This window comes from Comamonas testosteroni TK102, from assembly GCF_000739375.1.
GTDB classification, from domain to species: domain Bacteria; phylum Pseudomonadota; class Gammaproteobacteria; order Burkholderiales; family Burkholderiaceae_C; genus Comamonas; species Comamonas brasiliensis.
On record NZ_CP006704.1, the window covers coordinates 5,028,494 to 5,044,596 of the forward strand.

19 protein-coding genes are annotated in these 16,103 nt (G+C 61.6%); 7 read left to right on the plus strand and 12 right to left on the minus strand.

The annotated features are described in order from the left end of the window. Positions 1-74 precede the first annotated feature (74 nt). A complete protein-coding gene (locus O987_RS22755) occupies positions 75-821 on the minus strand; it encodes a hypothetical protein (protein ID WP_080731590.1) in 747 nt (248 codons plus the stop codon). Beyond that, a complete protein-coding gene (locus O987_RS22760) occupies positions 757-1,569 on the minus strand; it encodes an SURF1 family protein (protein ID WP_043374949.1) in 813 nt (270 codons plus the stop codon). The genes O987_RS22755 and O987_RS22760 overlap by 65 nt, the downstream gene beginning before the upstream one ends. 14 nt (positions 1,570-1,583) lie before the next feature. On the opposite strand from O987_RS22760, the gene O987_RS22765 reads away from it, so the two are divergent. Next, positions 1,584-1,826: a twin transmembrane helix small protein gene (locus O987_RS22765; protein ID WP_003051797.1), complete on the plus strand. Its 243-nt coding sequence runs from the start codon at positions 1,584-1,586 to the stop codon at positions 1,824-1,826. A gap of 131 nt (positions 1,827-1,957) precedes the next feature. Here O987_RS22765 and O987_RS22770 read toward each other — a convergent pair whose 3' ends face one another. The 7 genes from O987_RS22770 to O987_RS22795 all read right to left on the minus strand — a co-directional run bounded on the left by O987_RS22770 (position 1,958) and on the right by O987_RS22795 (position 8,636). After that, positions 1,958-2,839: a cytochrome c oxidase subunit 3 gene (locus O987_RS22770; RefSeq protein ID WP_003051795.1), complete on the minus strand. Its 882-nt coding sequence runs from the start codon at positions 2,837-2,839 to the stop codon at positions 1,958-1,960. A gap of 90 nt (positions 2,840-2,929) precedes the next feature. Then, positions 2,930-3,127 carry a DUF2970 domain-containing protein gene (locus tag O987_RS22775; RefSeq protein ID WP_003051791.1) on the minus strand — a complete coding sequence of 66 codons (198 nt, stop codon included), beginning with the start codon at positions 3,125-3,127 and terminating at the stop codon, positions 2,930-2,932. After that, the gene (locus O987_RS22780) at positions 3,124-3,738 is read right to left on the minus strand and encodes a cytochrome c oxidase assembly protein (RefSeq protein WP_003051788.1); all 615 of its coding nucleotides are present in this window, start codon (positions 3,736-3,738) and stop codon (positions 3,124-3,126) included. Before O987_RS22780 ends, O987_RS22775 begins: the two co-directional genes overlap by 4 nt. Before the next feature lie 44 nt (positions 3,739-3,782). After that, entirely contained in the window at positions 3,783-3,884 is a 102-nt protein-coding gene (locus tag O987_RS29590) for a cytochrome oxidase small assembly protein (protein WP_235214207.1), read from the minus strand. 10 nt (positions 3,885-3,894) lie between these two features. Beyond that, positions 3,895-5,538, minus strand: a complete 1,644-nt coding sequence (gene ctaD / locus O987_RS22785) for a cytochrome c oxidase subunit I (protein ID WP_003051784.1) — start codon at positions 5,536-5,538, stop codon at positions 3,895-3,897. A gap of 34 nt (positions 5,539-5,572) precedes the next feature. Continuing rightward, positions 5,573-7,147: a cytochrome c oxidase subunit II gene (gene coxB / locus O987_RS22790; RefSeq protein ID WP_043374952.1), complete on the minus strand. Its 1,575-nt coding sequence runs from the start codon at positions 7,145-7,147 to the stop codon at positions 5,573-5,575. 580 nt (positions 7,148-7,727) lie between these two features. Beyond that, positions 7,728-8,636, minus strand: a complete 909-nt coding sequence (locus O987_RS22795) for a class I SAM-dependent methyltransferase (RefSeq protein ID WP_029158807.1) — start codon at positions 8,634-8,636, stop codon at positions 7,728-7,730. A gap of 90 nt (positions 8,637-8,726) precedes the next feature. On the opposite strand from O987_RS22795, the gene O987_RS22800 reads away from it, so the two are divergent. The 3 genes from O987_RS22800 (at position 8,727) to O987_RS22810 (ending at position 10,493) form a co-directional block, all read left to right on the plus strand. After that, positions 8,727-9,467 (plus strand): ComF family protein, encoded by a 741-nt coding sequence (locus O987_RS22800; protein WP_034400239.1) that lies wholly within the window; start codon positions 8,727-8,729, stop codon positions 9,465-9,467. Between the two features lie 70 nt (positions 9,468-9,537). Continuing rightward, positions 9,538-10,032, plus strand: a complete 495-nt coding sequence (gene trmL / locus O987_RS22805; RefSeq protein WP_003051777.1) for a tRNA (uridine(34)/cytosine(34)/5-carboxymethylaminomethyluridine(34)-2'-O)-methyltransferase TrmL — start codon at positions 9,538-9,540, stop codon at positions 10,030-10,032. Between the two features lie 152 nt (positions 10,033-10,184). Then, a complete protein-coding gene (locus O987_RS22810) occupies positions 10,185-10,493 on the plus strand; it encodes a DUF4148 domain-containing protein (RefSeq protein ID WP_003051774.1) in 309 nt (102 codons plus the stop codon). A gap of 103 nt (positions 10,494-10,596) precedes the next feature. Here the strand turns inward: O987_RS22810 and O987_RS22815 are convergent, their stop codons facing one another. Next, the gene (locus O987_RS22815; protein ID WP_034366233.1) at positions 10,597-11,061 is read right to left on the minus strand and encodes a MaoC family dehydratase; all 465 of its coding nucleotides are present in this window, start codon (positions 11,059-11,061) and stop codon (positions 10,597-10,599) included. A gap of 132 nt (positions 11,062-11,193) precedes the next feature. After that, entirely contained in the window at positions 11,194-11,826 is a 633-nt protein-coding gene (locus O987_RS22820; protein ID WP_003051771.1) for a LysE family transporter, read from the minus strand. Positions 11,827-12,030: 204 nt separating this feature from the next. Between O987_RS22820 and kefC the strand changes: the two genes are divergently transcribed. Together kefC and O987_RS22830 are read left to right on the plus strand one after the other, a co-directional pair. Further along, entirely contained in the window at positions 12,031-13,923 is a 1,893-nt protein-coding gene (gene kefC, locus O987_RS22825) for a glutathione-regulated potassium-efflux system protein KefC (protein ID WP_003051768.1), read from the plus strand. 16 nt (positions 13,924-13,939) lie between these two features. Continuing rightward, positions 13,940-14,392, plus strand: coding sequence for a DUF1841 family protein (locus O987_RS22830; protein ID WP_029158808.1), 453 nt, complete (start codon positions 13,940-13,942; stop codon positions 14,390-14,392). A gap of 59 nt (positions 14,393-14,451) precedes the next feature. On the opposite strand, the gene O987_RS22835 is transcribed toward O987_RS22830, so the two are convergent. Next, positions 14,452-15,114 carry a c-type cytochrome gene (locus O987_RS22835; protein ID WP_003051762.1) on the minus strand — a complete coding sequence of 221 codons (663 nt, stop codon included), beginning with the start codon at positions 15,112-15,114 and terminating at the stop codon, positions 14,452-14,454. A gap of 116 nt (positions 15,115-15,230) precedes the next feature. Here O987_RS22835 and O987_RS22840 point away from each other — a divergent pair, with 116 nt between their 5' ends. Next, positions 15,231-16,073, plus strand: coding sequence for an AAA family ATPase (locus O987_RS22840; RefSeq protein ID WP_003051760.1), 843 nt, complete (start codon positions 15,231-15,233; stop codon positions 16,071-16,073). Positions 16,074-16,103 lie beyond the last annotated feature (30 nt).

Sequence of the window (16,103 nt, forward strand, 5' to 3'; positions counted from 1 at the left end):
CGGCCCTCCTCGCTGACCATGATTCAGATCGCTGATAGCGCTTTGCGAAAGCCGGCTATCGCGGGTTTCAACAGCTATTTCTGCGCCGTGTCGGCCGTGGATCGCCCGGCCTCATCCCAGGAGGCAGAGGCGCGCAGCAGCCGCTCCAGATCGCGCTTGGCCTTGCCGGCCGTGGCTTTGCCCATATCGGCAGGAAAGCGCATCATCCAGTGGCCCTGGGGATCGACCACATACAGATGCTCGTCCAGCGCATGGCCGGCCTCGGGCTTGAGCCAGTTGCCGATGACCGCAGCCGGCACGCGCAGCGTTGTCGCCTGCTCGGCTGCGGGCAGGATGGCCTCGGGCACGGGCTGCTGGTCATCAATGAGCCAGACCCAGTCCAGCCGGTCCTTTTCACGGCCCAGGGTTTCACGCAGCTGGCGCTGCAGATAGAGATGATCCTGACAGCGTTGCCCACAGTCCCCGGCACTGGTGCTGATCAGCAACCACTGACCCTTGAGGCTGCCCAGATTCACGCTGCTCCCGTCCAGCGTCTGCACCTGCACATCGGGCAGGCCGGGCTGCTCGGCAATCAGCTCGCCATAGCTGCGCTGCTGCGAGGGACGCAACACGTAGTAGGTGAAGTAGGAGGCCAGCACCGGCGCCGCACAGACCAGCAGCACGGCCAGCATCTTCCAGCGACCGCTGCGCGCCTGCATCTGCCGTGCCTGGCTCTGCGAGGGATCGGGCAGGCTGTGGACCGCAAAGCTCAGCGGCTCATCCCCCGGGCTGCGCTGCGCGGCGGCGGGGGTAAAAGCGTCGGACGAGTTGAAACCAGACATAGAGCAACACCACCAAGACACTGAGTCCGAACCACTGAAAAGCATAGCCGTAGTGCTTTTGCACACCGGCATTGATCTGCGGCCAGTCGCGCAGCAAGCCTTCGCTGGCGCTGCCGCTTTGCACCACGCTCAGGGCCAGCAGCGGCAAGCCGCCTTGCTGCGCCCACAGGGCAATGTCTGCATTCTGTCGGATGCGCGACTGTTGCTCATCAGGGTCTGCCCCGCCATTAGCCGTTTCCAGCTCCATCAGCCTGGACGGTGGCGCCTCCAGCCGGCCCTCGATGCTGACCGTGCCTGCGGGCGTCTGCACCTCTGGCAGGACCGAGCGGTCCATGAAGTTGCGCGGTGCCCAGCCGCGCTGCACGACGACAACCCTGTTCGCGTGAGGCGCACTCAGCCTGAACGGCGTGAGCACATAGAAGCCGGCCCGGCCCTGCATCTGCCGGTTGTCCAGAAAGAGGGTCTGCTCGGCCAGCCACTGGCCCTGCAGTTGCACGGGTCTATGCAGCAGCGTCGCCTTCTGTGCCTCGCCGGTGGATTCGGCTGCCAAAGCCACCTCGGCGGCCAGCTCTGCGTTGTGCCAGGGCTCCAGCGCCTGCTGACGCTCGATGGCATCGAAAACAGCCTGCTTGTGCGCTGCCCGGCTCAGTTGCCAAAAGCCCAGCGATGCAGTGACGGCCACGCAGGCCAGGGCCGCCGCAGAAATCAGTAGAAACCGCCAGAGGTCTGGAAATCGGGAAATGCGCACCAGATAATCCGTTCATGAAATTCGTGATCATTCTCGCCTTTCTCGCCATCTTGGCGAGCCTTGGCAGTGCGCTGTTCTTCATGATGCGCAGGGGCGACGGCGGCGAAAGCTCGGAGGCCGACGATGCCGAGCGCAGCCGCAAGATGTTTCGCGCCCTGGCCCTGCGTGTGGCTTTGTCGGTTGCGCTGTTTCTCTGCGTTCTGATGGCAGCCAAGCTGGGCTGGATACAGCCCACGGGCTGGCAGCCTGGGCAATAGCCGGTTGCGCGCAGCGCCTTTTGGCACTATCAAAATAAAAGCACCTTGCGCTTTCCATTCATTGATTTCATTGCTATTTGATGCTGAAATCAATGCTGGACTTGCGTAAGGCGCTTCTATTTTTGATAGTCTTACATCCAGTACACCAGGATGTAGAGGAAGACCCAGACCACGTCCACAAAGTGCCAGTACCAGGCCGCACCTTCAAAGCCGAAATGGTGCTTGTCGGTAAAGTCCCCCTTCATCAGGCGGATGGTGATGAAGAACAGCATCAGCATGCCGACCAGCACGTGGAAACCGTGAAAGCCCGTCAGCATGTAGAAGGTGGAGCCGAAAACGCCCGAGTTGAGCTTGAGGTTGTAGTCGTTGTAGAGATGGTGGTATTCGTAGCCCTGCACGCAGAGGAAGACGAAGCCCAGAATCACCGTCATCCACATGAAGCTGATGCAGCGCGCGCGGTTGTTGACCTGCAGCGCATGGTGGGCGATGGTCAGCGTCACGCCCGAGGTCAGCAGCAGCGCCGTGTTGATGGTGGGCAGCCAGAACGGCCCCACGGTCTTGAACGGCTCGACGATATTCGCGGGCGACGCCGTGGCACCGGGTGCCACACTGGGCCACACGGCCTGGAAATTGGGCCACAGTAGCTCGTTGGCGAGACTGCCCAGTGCCGGCACCGAGTGCGCGCGCGCCCACCACAGCGCGGTGAAGAAGGCGCCGAAAAACATCACCTCCGAGAAGATGAACCAGCTCATGCTCCAGCGGTAGGACAGGTCGATCTTGCGGCTGTTGAGCCCGGCCTCGCTCTCGCGCGCCGCATCGCGGAACCAGACGAACAGCACGGCCAACCACCAGACCAGGCCGAAGAACAGGGAATACATTCCCCATTCGTGGCCGTTGATCCAGGTGCCGGCACCCAGAATCACGAAGAACAGGCCGATGGCCGCCATCACTGGGTGGCTGGATTCGGCTGGCACATAGTAGTAAGGGGTTGCGCCCTGCGGGATTGCACTCATCACTCGGCTCCTGACTCTGTTGATCGTTGTTCTGACCGACGCTCCACTAACACTGGCACTGCATTCGCCACACCTGCCCTCAGCCAGAGGCTAAACGACCAGGTTGACGATCCATATCAACGCTAATACCAAGGCAAAAATCGCCACCAGCCCCACGGCAATCACATGCAGCGGCGTGATGCTGGCGAAATCCTTCTCGTACTCCTTGCCCTTGCGCACGCCCAGCATGGCCCAGGCGACGGCCACGATGCTGCGCCAGAAACCGGTCTTCTTGGCGTCCTGCGTCATGAGCTGCCTCCGGGCGTGATGACTGCAGCCGTGCTGCCTTCAGGCGCTGCGGGGGTCTTGCCGCCCACCTCGAAGAAGGTGTAGGACAGCGTGATGGTCTTCACATCCTTGGAGATGCGCGGATCGATGACAAAGGCCACCGGCCACTCACGCTTCTCGCCGGGCTCCAGCGTGTACTGCGAAAAGCAGAAGCACTCCATCTTGTTGAAGAAGGCCGTGGCCTGGCGCGGCGCATAGCTGGGGATGGCCTGGGCGGCCATGCGCCGGTTCTGCACGTTCTGGAATTCGTACATCACCGTGGCCAGCTCGCCGGGATGGACCTGCACCGAACGCTTGGCCGGCTTGAAGTCCCAGGGCCCGCGTGCATTGGCATCGAACTCCACGGTGATGGTACGGCTGGTGTCGATCTGGCTGTTGGGCGGAAGCTTCACGTCGCGGCCCGCCACGCCGGCACCGGGTACCTGCTTTTCGGACAGCGACAGGATGTTGATGCCCGTCAACTCACAGATATGCTTGTAGATGGGAATGAGCACATAGCCGAACGCAAACATGCCCAGGGCAACGATCGCCAGCTTGCCCACCATCTTCGCGTTTTCCTTGGCTATGCTCACCTCAAGCTCCTTCACTCGGTTGCCATCGGCCTGCCTCAATGCAGCTAGGCCATCTTCACCACAAAGCCGATAAAGAACACGGCAGCCGTGGAGGCCAGGATCAGCCCCAGCCTCCGGTTCGCCTTGCGTTGTGCCTGTGTCGTCATGCGCGCCTCCTCAGCCGATCACCTTGGTGGCGGTTTCATCGAGCTTGGGAGGCGTCTCGAAGGTGTGGAACGGAGCTGGAGAAGGCACTTCCCACTCCAGGCCTTCGGCCGCTTCCCAGGGCTTTTGCGGCGCCTTCTCGCCATGACCGCGCATCGCGGGCCAGACGACGAACAGGAAGAAATACACCTGCATCAGACCGAAGCCAAAGCCGCCCAGGGAGGCAATCATGTTGAAGTCGGCGAACTGCATGGGGTAGTCGGCATAGCGACGCGGCATGCCGGCCAGACCCAGGAAGTGCATGGGGAAAAAGGTGATGTTGAAGAAGATCAGCGAGCCCCAGAAGTGGATGCGGCCGCGCGTTTCGGAATACATCACGCCCGTCCACTTGGGCGACCAGTAGTAATAGCCGGCGAACATGGAGAACAGCGAACCGGCTACCAGCACATAGTGGAAGTGGGCCACCACGTAATAGGTGTCCTGCAACTGGATGTCGATGGGCGCCATGGACAGGATCAGTCCCGTGAAGCCGCCCATGGTGAACACGAAGATGAAGCCCACGGCGAACAGCATCGGGGTTTCAAAGCTCATGGAGCCGCGCCACATGGTGGCCGTCCAGTTGAACACCTTCACGGCCGTGGGCACGGAGATCAGCATGGTCGCGTACATGAAGAACAGCTGACCCGTGACCGGCATGCCGGTGGTGAACATGTGGTGCGCCCAGACGATGAAGGACAGGATGGCAATCGCCGCCACGGCATAGACCATGGAGGTGTAGCCAAACAGCCTCTTGCGGCTGAAGGCTGGCACGATCTGGCTGACGATGCCGAAGGCCGGCAAGATCATGATGTAGACCTCGGGGTGGCCGAAGAACCAGAAGATGTGCTGGTACATCACCGGATCGCCACCGCCTGCAGGGTTGAAGAAGCTGGTGCCGAAGTGGCGGTCGGTCAGCGTCATGGTGATGGCGCCGGCCAGCACCGGCATCACGGCGATCAGCAGATAGGCGGTGATCAGCCAGGTCCAGGCAAACAGCGGCATCTTCATCAGCGTCATGCCGGGCGCGCGCATGTTCAGGATGGTGACGATGATGTTGATCGCGCCCATGATGGAGCTGGCGCCCATGATGTGCATGGCAAAGATGCTGGTGTCCATGGACGGACCCATCTGCAGCGTCAGCGGGGCATACAGCGTCCAGCCGGCCGCGGGCGCACCGCCGGGCATGAAGAACGAGCCCACCAGCATGATGCCGGCAGGAATCAGCAGCCAGAAGCTGAAGTTGTTCATGCGTGCAAACGCCATGTCTGAAGCACCGATCTGCAGCGGCAGCATCCAGTTCGCGAAGCCCACGAAGGCCGGCATGATGGCACCGAACACCATGATCAGGCCGTGCATGGTGGTCAGCTGGTTGAACAGCTCGGGGTTGACGATCTGCAGGCCGGGCTCGAACAGCTCGGCGCGGATCAGCATGGCCAGAATGCCTCCCACCATCAGCATGGTGAAGGAGAACAGCAGGTACATCGTGCCGATGTCCTTGTGATTGGTGGCAAACAGCCAGCGACGCCAGCCCGAGGGCATGGCGTGGTGATGGTCGTCGTGCCCATGGTCGTGACCATGGCCCTCATGGGTGTGGACGGGAGGAACTACGGCGCTCATATTCTTTTCTCCAATCGGTCTCTATACCCGGGGCTTACTTCGCGGCCGTGATGTCAACACGGCGTGCCTGCTGGTCCGCGCCTGCCGCAGCCGTGATGGTCTCGGGCTTGCGCAGCTCGATGCGGTCACCCGCAATGCCGCTGTCCTCCAGCAGCTTGGCCACGGCCTTGGCTCGCTCCTTGGCCAGCTCCGCGTTCTTGTCGGCGTTGCCGGTGGAGTCCACAAAGCCCGACAGGGCAATCTTGCCGTCCTTGTGGGCCTTCCAGTACTCGGCCGCCTTCTTCACCGCAGCCTGAGCCTGATCGTCGAGCGCGCTCTTGCCGGTCTCGAAAAAGACCTGATAAGGGCCTGCATCACTGGCGGCAGCGGCTGCACCTTGCGCAGGAGCGGCAGAGTCGGCAGCCGCAGCTGCGGGTGCCGCACTTCCGCCGCCTTCAGGGAATTTGCCGCCGCGCGCAGCCACAAACTGGGCCGGCTGCACCAACTGGCCGGTCTGGTTGCTCCAGTGGTTCTTGGCAAAGGTCACCACTGCGGCCAGCTCGGTGTCGCTCAGCTGCTTCCAGGCCGGCATGGCACCGTTGGCGCGGCCTTCGAGCACCGCATGCAACATGTCGGCTGTGGGGCCCAGCACCACGGGACTGCCGTCCAGCGGCTTGATGGGACCGGCTCCCTTGCCATTGGCCTGGTGGCAGGCTGCGCAGTTGGCGGCATAGACTTTTTCGCCACGTGCCACCAGATCGGCCAGTACCCAGACCTTGTTCGGATCATCGGCCTTGGCAGCCAGCTTCTTCTTTTCTTCGCCCACCCAGGCGCTGTAAGCCTCGGCAGACAGCACCTTCACATGGATGGGCATGTAGGCATGTTCCTTGCCGCACAGCTCGGCACACTGACCGTAGTAGTCGCCGGTCTTCTCGGCCTTGAACCAGGTGTCGCGCACAAAGCCGGGAATCGCGTCCTGCTTGATGCCAAAGGCCGGCACCATGAAGGAGTGGATCACATCGTTGGCCGTGGTGATGATGCGCACCTTCTTGCCCACGGGCACGACCAGCGGGTTGTCGACTCTCAGCAGGTAGTCGCTGGGCGCGTTGCTCACATCGCCGCTGTTGGACATCTGGCGCTGGGCGTTATCCAGCGTGGACACAAAGCCCAGGCCTTCGCCCTCGCCGCTCAGATAGTCATAGCCCCATTTCCACTGGTAGCCGGTGGCCTTGATCGTGAGGTCGGCGTTGGTCGTGTCTTTCTGTGCCACCAGCACCTTGGTGGCAGGCAGCGCCATCAGGATCACGATGATGAAGGGAGCCACCGTCCAGGCCACTTCCACCTTGACCGATTCATGGAAGTTCGCGGCCTTGGCTCCCTGGGATTTGCGGTGCTTCCAGATGGAATAGAACATCACCCCGAACACCGCGATGAAGATCAGCGTGCAGATGATGAGCATCATCCAGTGCAGCCAGTGCTGCTCCACGGCAATGCGTGTCACAGGCGGATGCAGATTGAGTTGGTTGACGGCAGGGCCTCCCGGCAGATCCTGCGCCGCAAAGGCCATGGAACTGCCCCACGCCGCCAAGGCCAAACTCCAGGGAACCAGCTTGGTGGAAATGTTTTTCATCGTTTTCACTTACCTCAAAGCCTCAGTTGTCCACTCGCTCACACCGCTTCCGCCGCTGCCGGCCGAAAGGCTGTGACACTCACACTACCTCGCGAACTTCAACGCAGCATGCCCCAGAATTTGATAGCACTGTCTGCGCGCATTCACTAATGCATGTACCGGAAACCCATGCCAACCGGGCTTGCACAGGCAAGCCTGACCGGACTTGAAACTCGTACTGGCAAGCGCACCTCACGGCAAACGCCGGACATGGCTGAAACTGGCCTGGCAGCCAGGACAGGAAGAAGGGAGATGGGACGCTGCTGTACCGCGGCCACCGCCGGGCACAGGGATGCATCAGCGCAGCAGGAGGCTGGCTTGTGGTGATGATGAAATGCGAAAACCGGCCGCTGTCGAACCCGCTGGCCAGTCCCCTTGGCAAAGCGAAACACCCGATATCCCCCCCTGGCGGCTTGGGCCGCACTGTCTGTTTTCCTTCAGGCAGGAGAGAAGCCCGAAGGATTGCTGCTATCCATGAAGTAACTAGGAGAAATTGTAGGCAGCTTTGTGTCGAATCAATGACCGGAAAACGACAGATGTGCTATCGCAAACCCGTGTTGCGCGGCTGCTTGAGCATGGCCTTCATGTCTTCCAGCGACACGGCGCTATTGGCTTCCAGACGCAGCTTGGGCTGCGGTTTGTAGGCGTGACCATAGACGATCTCGAAGGTCAGCGAGAGCTGTCCATCGGGCTGCTTGTCGGCCCAGTGCTGCTCTATTTTCTGCAGCAGCCCGGCCTTCCAGCCGCGACCGCGCAGGCCGGCAAAACGACCGGGGTGGAAATTGCGGCCCAGTTCGCGCAGCTCCTGCAGCAGACGCTGCGGCGTGGCAAAGGTCAGGGTGATGCGCTCCATGTCCATCACCGGTTCGGCAAAGCCGGAGTGCACCAGCATATCGCCCCAGTCATGCATATCGGTAAACGTATGACCTGCCGGCCCCCAGCCGAGTTCGGCGTAGAGCCTGTGCAGCTGCTGCACGGTATCCGGCCCGAGGCAGGAGAACATGACATAGCCATCGACCTTGAGCGCCTTGTGCCAGCGCTCGATCAGGGTCTGCGGGTCGGCTGCGGTATGCAGCAGCATATTGGCCCAGAGCATGTCCATGCTGCCGTCAACCGGCTCGGCCACGTGCACTGCCGCCCCCTTCCAGCGCGAGAGCTGCCACCAGCGGCTGCCGAGCTTGTCCTGCGCCACGGCCTCGCGGCGGGCCACGGGTTCATGGATCGTGCATTCGGCCTGCGGATAGCGCTCGCGCAGCAGATGGTGTGCCTGCATGCCACCCCGCACCGGCTCCCAGTGGCACCAGGTCTCTGGCGGCTTCACGATCCAGTCCAGGCGCTGCTGCATGCGGCTGGCCACCTCCTCGTGCAACCAGGGAGATTCGGCCGGAGCGGCCATTTGCCAATGGTTTGCAGCGATGGAGTCAATTGTGGGTGGCAGGGCGTGGGACATGGGCAGACAGGAGCGGGCAGATGGTTGAAGAAGCGTTCCGCTCACCAGCTGCCGGAAAGAAGATCAATGCGGCGCGAGTATATTGATTCCATGCCCGACCTTCATGCGACATGGCTTTCGCGCCTGCACCGCCAGCAGCAGCGCTGGCTGGATGCGCTGCCCAGCCAGTGCGCAGTCTGCGGACGCTGGCCCGGACCACGCATCTGCCACGACTGCCAGGCGCGCTGGGCCCGGCAAAAGCACCGCTGCCATAGCTGCGCCCTGCCGCTGCCCTCCCTGGTCAGCCTCTGCGGCAGCTGCCTCAAGCAGCCGCCCCGGCTCAAACGCTGTACCTCCGTGCTGGACTATGCCTATCCCTGGCAGGACCTCATCACGCGCTACAAATTTCAGGCCGACCTGGGGTTGGCGCGCAGTCTGGGCAGGCTGATGGCCAGCCACCCCGAAGTCAGAGAGCAGTTGCGGGCCTGCGCTGCCTTGCTGCCCATGCCGGCCTCCGATGAGCGCGTGCGCGAGCGTGGCTTTGACCACTGCCTGCTGCTGGCACGCGCCCTCAGCGAGCAGTACGACACCTGCTTGCCCTTGCTGAGCGGGGTCGTGCAGCGCAGACATCTGGAGCTACCCCAGCATGCCTCCAGCCGGGAGCAGCGGCTGCGCCAGCTGCGCAATGTCTTCAGCCTCGACCCTGCCCGGAAGGCCCTGATTGAAGGGCAAGCGATCTTGCTGCTGGACGACGTGATGACTACCGGCGCCACGCTGGATGCACTGGCCCGCTGCCTGCTTTCGGCGGGTGCCGCCTCGGTCAGTGCCGTCGTGCTGGCGCGCACGCCTTGACCCATATCTGCCAGTCTGGAACTGCGGGGCCGGCAGCGCAGCTAACAGCCGGGCGGCACAATAGCGCCCCATGTTTCATATCGTTCTTGTGGCACCCGAGATTCCCCCCAACACGGGCAATGTCATCCGTCTGGCTGCCAACACGGGTTGCAGCCTGCATCTGATCGAGCCACTGGGTTTTTCCATGGAAGACCGGCATATGCGCCGTGCCGGACTTGACTATCACGAGTACGCCAATGTGGCCCGCCACGCCAGCTGGGACGCCTTCATCGACAGCTGCCAGCCCCGGCGCGAGCGCATGTTTGCCATGACCACGCACAGCAGCAGTCCGGCCCATGCCATGGAATTCAAGGCGGGCGACTGGCTGGTCTTTGGCTCTGAAAGCAAGGGTCTGCCGCCCGAGGTACGCGCCCAGTTCCCCAACGAGCAGCGACTGCGCCTGCCCATGCTGGCCTCTCAACGCAGCCTGAACCTGTCCAATGCCGTGGCCGTGACGGTGTTTGAAGCCTGGCGCCAGCAGGGTTTCGCGGGTGCTGCCCTTGCAGAGCCCAAGACTGCGCTTTAAGTTCCCGCTTATTGTCTCTAATTTCGGAACAATAAGTTGCGCAACAGGGGGTTTTTCTCCTGATTAGATCGTCCTAAAGTACGACTCATGGACTTGCAGCCGACCGACGATATCCGCCAGGACTGCAGGCCCGACGTACCAAAGGACGAATCATGAAATACGCCAACCGCTTTGCCATCGTTGCCGCCCTGGCCATGTCCGCCGCCGCTGCACAGGCTGCAAGCTTTGACTTCACCGGCGATCACTACCCTCCCGAAGTTGCAGGTCAATCCACCCTGACCCGTGCTCAAGTCAATGCCCAGGTGCAGGACGCCATGGCCAAGGGCCAGCTGCAGCTCGTTGGCGATGCCTATCTGCCCCTGTCCCAGCAACAGCAATCCAGCAACCTCAGCCGTGAGCAAGTGCGCCAGGAAACCATTGCCGCAGGCAAGGCCGGTTTGCTGGACAACTATGGCGAATGACGGACTCTGCGCAGCACCCTGCTTTGCGAGGTGCGGCTCAATAACAAAGCCCCAAGGCGCAAGCCAAGGGGCTTTTTTCATGGCTTGAAAATCACGCTGCGAATCAGGCCGCCGCACCAAAGCTGCGCGCCAGCGACTCGGCCACGCATACAGGCTTGTCGCTGCCTTCGCGCTCCACCGTCACCAGCCAGGTCATCTGAATCCCCTCAGGCTCGATGCGTTCCGCCGCCTGCAAGGTCATGCGCGCCCGCAAGCGGCTGTTGACAGGCACGGGAGCCATGAAGCGCACACGGTTGAGCCCGTAGTTCACCCCCATCTTGGCGCCTTCGATCTTGAAAGTGCCTTCGAAGAACTTCGGCAGCAGGGACAGCGTGAGAAAGCCATGGGCAATCGGCGCGCCGAACGGGCCCTGGGCAGCTCGCTCGGGATCAGTATGAATCCACTGCTGATCGCCCGTGGCGTCGGCAAACATTTGAATCTGGGCCTGGGTGATGGTGATCCAGTCGCTGACGGCGACTTCCTGCCCAATCGAGGCCAGCACTTCGGAGTAGGAGCGAAAGGTTTTCATGCCCCCAATGTAGAAGCCCCCTGCCCTATGTCATGTCTGACGCGGGACAAGGGGCTTACCCTAGATTATTTGATCAAATATGCCGACAGCCCAATATGGGAATGCGCCTAAAGCTATGCTTTTTGAAGCAGCTCAGGCTTCACTGGAGCGCTGAACAAAGAACAGGCCTGTACCCACGGCCATCAGCAGGCCGCCGAACACGCGGTTCTGATTGCGCATGGCGCGTGCGCTGCGCATCAGGCCGCGCAAGGCGCTGGCACCTGCTGCATAGCTGTGCATCACCGTGGTGTCCACGGCCAGCATGGTCACGGCCAGAATCGCCAACTGCGGAGCCAGGGGACGGCTGGTGGTCATGAACTGGGGCAGCACGGCAACCATGAAGATGATGCCCTTGGGATTGGTGGCATTGGTCAGAAAGCCCGTCAGCACGCGCTTTCTGAGACTGGCCTCGGGCGCGGCCTCTTGCGCTGCCAGCGGCGAGCCGCCCGAACGCCACTGGCTGATGCCCAGATAGATGAGATAGCCCGCGCCCACGATCTTGACGGCATTGAAGGCCCACTCGGACGCCATGAGCAGCGAGCCCACGCCGGCACCTGCTATCAACAAGATGAGCAGCAGCCCGAGCTGCAGACCCATGATGGTGGCGCTGGTCTTGCGCACGCCATAGGACAGGCCATGACTCATGGACAGCACAGCCCCCGAGCCCGGCGAGACCGCGATGATCCAGGAGGCCACAAAAAAAGCAAACCAGGTGTGCAGATCCATACTCACTCCAAACGCCGATCTAAAGCGCCAGTCACAAAGCGCCTATCTTAAAAGTTGCGCTGTCAACTTGCAGACGCAAGGTTGACCAGGCGCTATAAGCACCAGGTACGCATTCATCTGCTTTTTCTTTCTGTCAAAAATCTGACGCTTGGCTGCGGGTGCCAAAATGGAATCTCTCTAGGGTTAACACCACATAACATTCCCATGGAACACGGCTCTCCCATCTGGCTGACTTACGGCTTCATTTATCTTACGGCAGCAGTTCTGGCCGTCCCCATCGCCAGAGCCCTGGGCCTGGGAGCCATCATTGGCTACCTGGGCGCCGGCATTGCCATGGGACCCTGGGGCTTTGGCCTGGTCCGCAATGTGGACGACATCCTGCACTTTGCCGAGTTTGGCGTGGTGCTGATGCTGTTCGTGATCGGACTTGAGCTGCAGCCCAAGCGCCTTTGGGAGCTGCGGCGCCCCATCTTCGGCTGGGGCATGGCCCAGATGGTGGTCTGCACCGGCATTCTGTTCCTGGCCGCCTGGGCCTTCGGTCTGTCCTGGCGCGTCAGCCTGATCGCAGGCATGGGCCTGGCACTGTCATCCACTGCCGTCTGCCTGCAGATCATGGCCGAGCGCAATCTGATGCGCACTCCCAGCGGACAGGCCGCCTTCTCCATCCTACTGTTCCAGGACGTGGCGGCCATCCCCATCCTGGCGCTGATTCCGATTCTGGGCGCTTACAAGGCCGCCCATGCCAGCCACGGCGACAGCCATGTCTGGCTGGCCATTCTGAAGACCGTGGGCACGATTGGCGCCGTCATCATCGGTGGCCGATTGCTGCTGCAACCGCTGCTGCGCTGGATTGCGCGCAGCAAGACCCCCGAGATCTTCACCGCCACCTCCCTGCTGCTGGTCGTGGGCATTGCCATGCTGATGACGCAGGTGGGCCTGTCCATGGCGCTGGGCGCCTTCCTGGCCGGCGTGCTGCTGGCCGACAGCGAATACCGCAGCGAGCTGGAAACCAATATCGAGCCGTTCAAAGGCCTGCTGCTGGGCCTGTTTTTCATGGCTGTGGGCATGAGCATCGACTTTGGCGTCATCCTCCAGTCCCCCTGGACCATGGCCGCCATGGTGACAGGCTTTATTGCGCTGAAGGCAGTGATGATCTTCGGTCTGGCCAGATTCATGCAGATTCCCTGGCGCGAACGCCCGGTGTTCACGCTGATGCTGGCGCAAGGCGGGGAATTCGCCTTTGTGGTGTTCCAGACAGCCGCGCAGTACAAGGTATTCCGCCACAGCGTCTCTTCCATGCTGGTCGCGGCCGTGGCTCTGTCGATGCTGCTGGGCCCGCTGCTGCTGGTGCTGCTGGACAAACTGCTGCTGCGCCGCTTTTCCACCATCAAGGATGAAGAATGCGGCTCCGACAAGGCCAAAGAGATCTCCGAGCCTCAGGAATCGCCCATCATCATCGCCGGCTTCGGCCGCTACGGCCAGATCGTGGCCCGCGTGTTGCTGGCCCAGGGCATACGCCCGACCATCCTGGACCATAGCGTGGAAATGCTGGAGGCTGCGCAGATCTACGGCCACCGCGTGTTCTACGGCGATGCCACACGCATGGACCTGCTGCGCATCGCCGGTGCGGCCCAGGCCCATGTACTGGTGATTGCCGTCGACACCACCGAGCAGTCCCTCAAGATAGCCAGTCAGGTGCGCAAGCATTTCCCCAACCTCGAGATCGTGGCCCGTACCCGAGACCTGGATCACTGGTTCCGCCTGCGCGATCTCGGAGTCGAGCATGCCCAGCGCGAAGTCTTCGAATCCAGCCTTATCTCGGCCCAGTCGGTGCTGGAGCTGCTGGGTCAGAGTCCGGCCGAAGCCAAACGCATCACGGCACGATTCAGGGAGCACAATCTGGCGCTGGCCGAGCGCATGTACCCACACTACAAGGACAAGAACCAGCTGATTGCAGTGGCCAAGCAGGGCCGCCAGCAACTGGTGGAGCAGATGGCCAAGGAGCGTGCCGATCTGCTGGCCGACAACGCAGATGTACCCGATACGCCCCTGGCCAGCGAGCAAGACCACAGTCCAGCTGATGCCCGGCAGCCGTGATACGCTGCGCGCCATCATGTTCAACCCCAGCCAAGCCGACGTACGGCGATTTTTTTGCGGTGTGCGTGCCAAGATGATCAGCGGCGCGCCCATGGAGGCCATCGAAACGCTGGCCAGCCTGTGGATAGACGAGCACCCCGAGTACTTCGACGAGCTCTCCGACGTGGATGTTGCCGTGGCGCGCAACTACGATGCGGAGACTGAGCGCACCAACCCGTTTCTGCACCTGTCCATGCATCTGTCCATCAGCGAGCAGTGCAGCGTCGACTCGCCCCGCGGCATACGCCAGGCCGTGGAACTGCTAACCAGAAAGCGTGACCTGCATGACGCCCATCACGCCGCCATGGAATGCCTGGGCCAGATGCTCTGGGAAAGCCAGCGCTCGGGACGCCCGCCCGATGGCGAGGCCTATGTTGCCGGAGTGCAGCGTCTGGCCACCACCGACGGCAGTTTCAAAAGCAACCTCTGAGGCGCCCTCTGAAAAACACAAAGCCCGCCTTGGCGGGCTTTGTGTTTGCCGAAGCTGGTTTATTTCTGGCCCAGACGGAAATGCGGCTGCACCACCACCTGCATCTCGCTATCCAGACTGCCTATGTATCGGGCCAGCTGCTGCAACTCGTCGTTCTTGAACTGTTTGGCAATGCCGGCCATCACGCCATTGCTGCGCCCGATGATGGGATTGCCCTCGGTCCTGTAGGCCTGCAGGGCCCGGAACACATAGTCCGAATACTGCCCTGCCACCTTGGGATAGGACGGATCGATGGGCTTGGAAAAGCCTTCGCCATGGCAGGAGAAGCAGGCGCCTTTTTGCAGCAGCGCCGTGACGGCCGGGTTCGCTTCCTTGGGCTTGCCGTCCTTGGCCTTGGCATGCCCCGCATAGTAGGCAGCCACATCAGCCATGTCCTGCTCGCTCAGCGAGTCGGCAATGCCGCGCATGGTGGGGTGTTTGCGTTCGCCTTTCTTATAGGCGTTCAGGGCCGAGACGATATAGGCCTCGTTCTGCCCACCGATCATGGGTACTTTGTATACCTCAGGGAAGCTGGCCTGATAACCGGTGATGCCATGACAGCCTATGCACATGGCGATCTTGCCTGCGCCAGCCTTTGCATCGCCCTTGACAGCCTGGGCGCTTGCCGCGCCGGTCACTGATGCGACAACTACTGCCAATACCGTGGTCCAAGTTTTTATCATTTTGCGCGCACAATCCTTCAAGAGTTCAGACGGGTGCTCAAATGCCTTGCTGCAGTGCAAACGATTATGGCAGTGAGAATTTCGCACGCTTATCAATACTTACGCTGATACCGCCCATGAAGTTTCAAGGTTCCGACAAATACGTGGCCACGCAAGATCTGATGCTGGCCGTCAACGCTGCCGCTACCCTGCAGCGCCCTCTGCTCATCAAGGGCGAGCCCGGCACGGGCAAGACCATGCTGGCCGAGGAGGTCGCGCAGGCGCTGGACATGCCGCTGCTGCAGTGGCACATCAAGTCCACCACCAAGGCCCAGCAAGGCCTGTATGAGTACGACGCCGTGAGCCGCCTGCGCGATTCGCAACTGGGTGACGAGCGCGTCAAGGACATTCACAACTACATCGTCAAGGGCGTGCTCTGGCAGGCTTTCACGGCGGAGCGCCCCGTGGCCCTGCTGATCGACGAAATCGACAAGGCCGACATCGAGTTCCCCAACGACTTGCTGCGCGAAATCGATCGCATGGAGTTCTATTGCTACGAGACCCACGAGATGATCCGCGCCAAGCACCGCCCGCTGGTCTTTATCACCTCGAACAACGAAAAGGAACTGCCCGACGCGTTCTTGCGCCGCTGCTTTTTCCACTACATCAAGTTCCCCGATGCCGACACCATGCGCCAGATCGTGGCCGTGCATTTCCCCAAGCTGCAGGGTGAGCTGCTGAGTGCCGCGATGAAGGTCTTCTACGATGTGCGCAATCTGCCCGGCCTCAAGAAAAAGCCTTCGACCAGCGAGCTGATCGACTGGCTCAAGCTGCTGGTCGCCGAGGAGATTCCCGCATCGGCCCTGCAGTCCGAGGAAGGCAAGGTCAGCGTGCCACCCCTGGTGGGTGCACTGCTCAAGAACGAACAGGACATGAGCCTGTTCGAAAAGCTGGTCTTCATGAACCAGCGCAATCGCTGAGCCGACATCAAAAGCCGAGGAGACACAGCC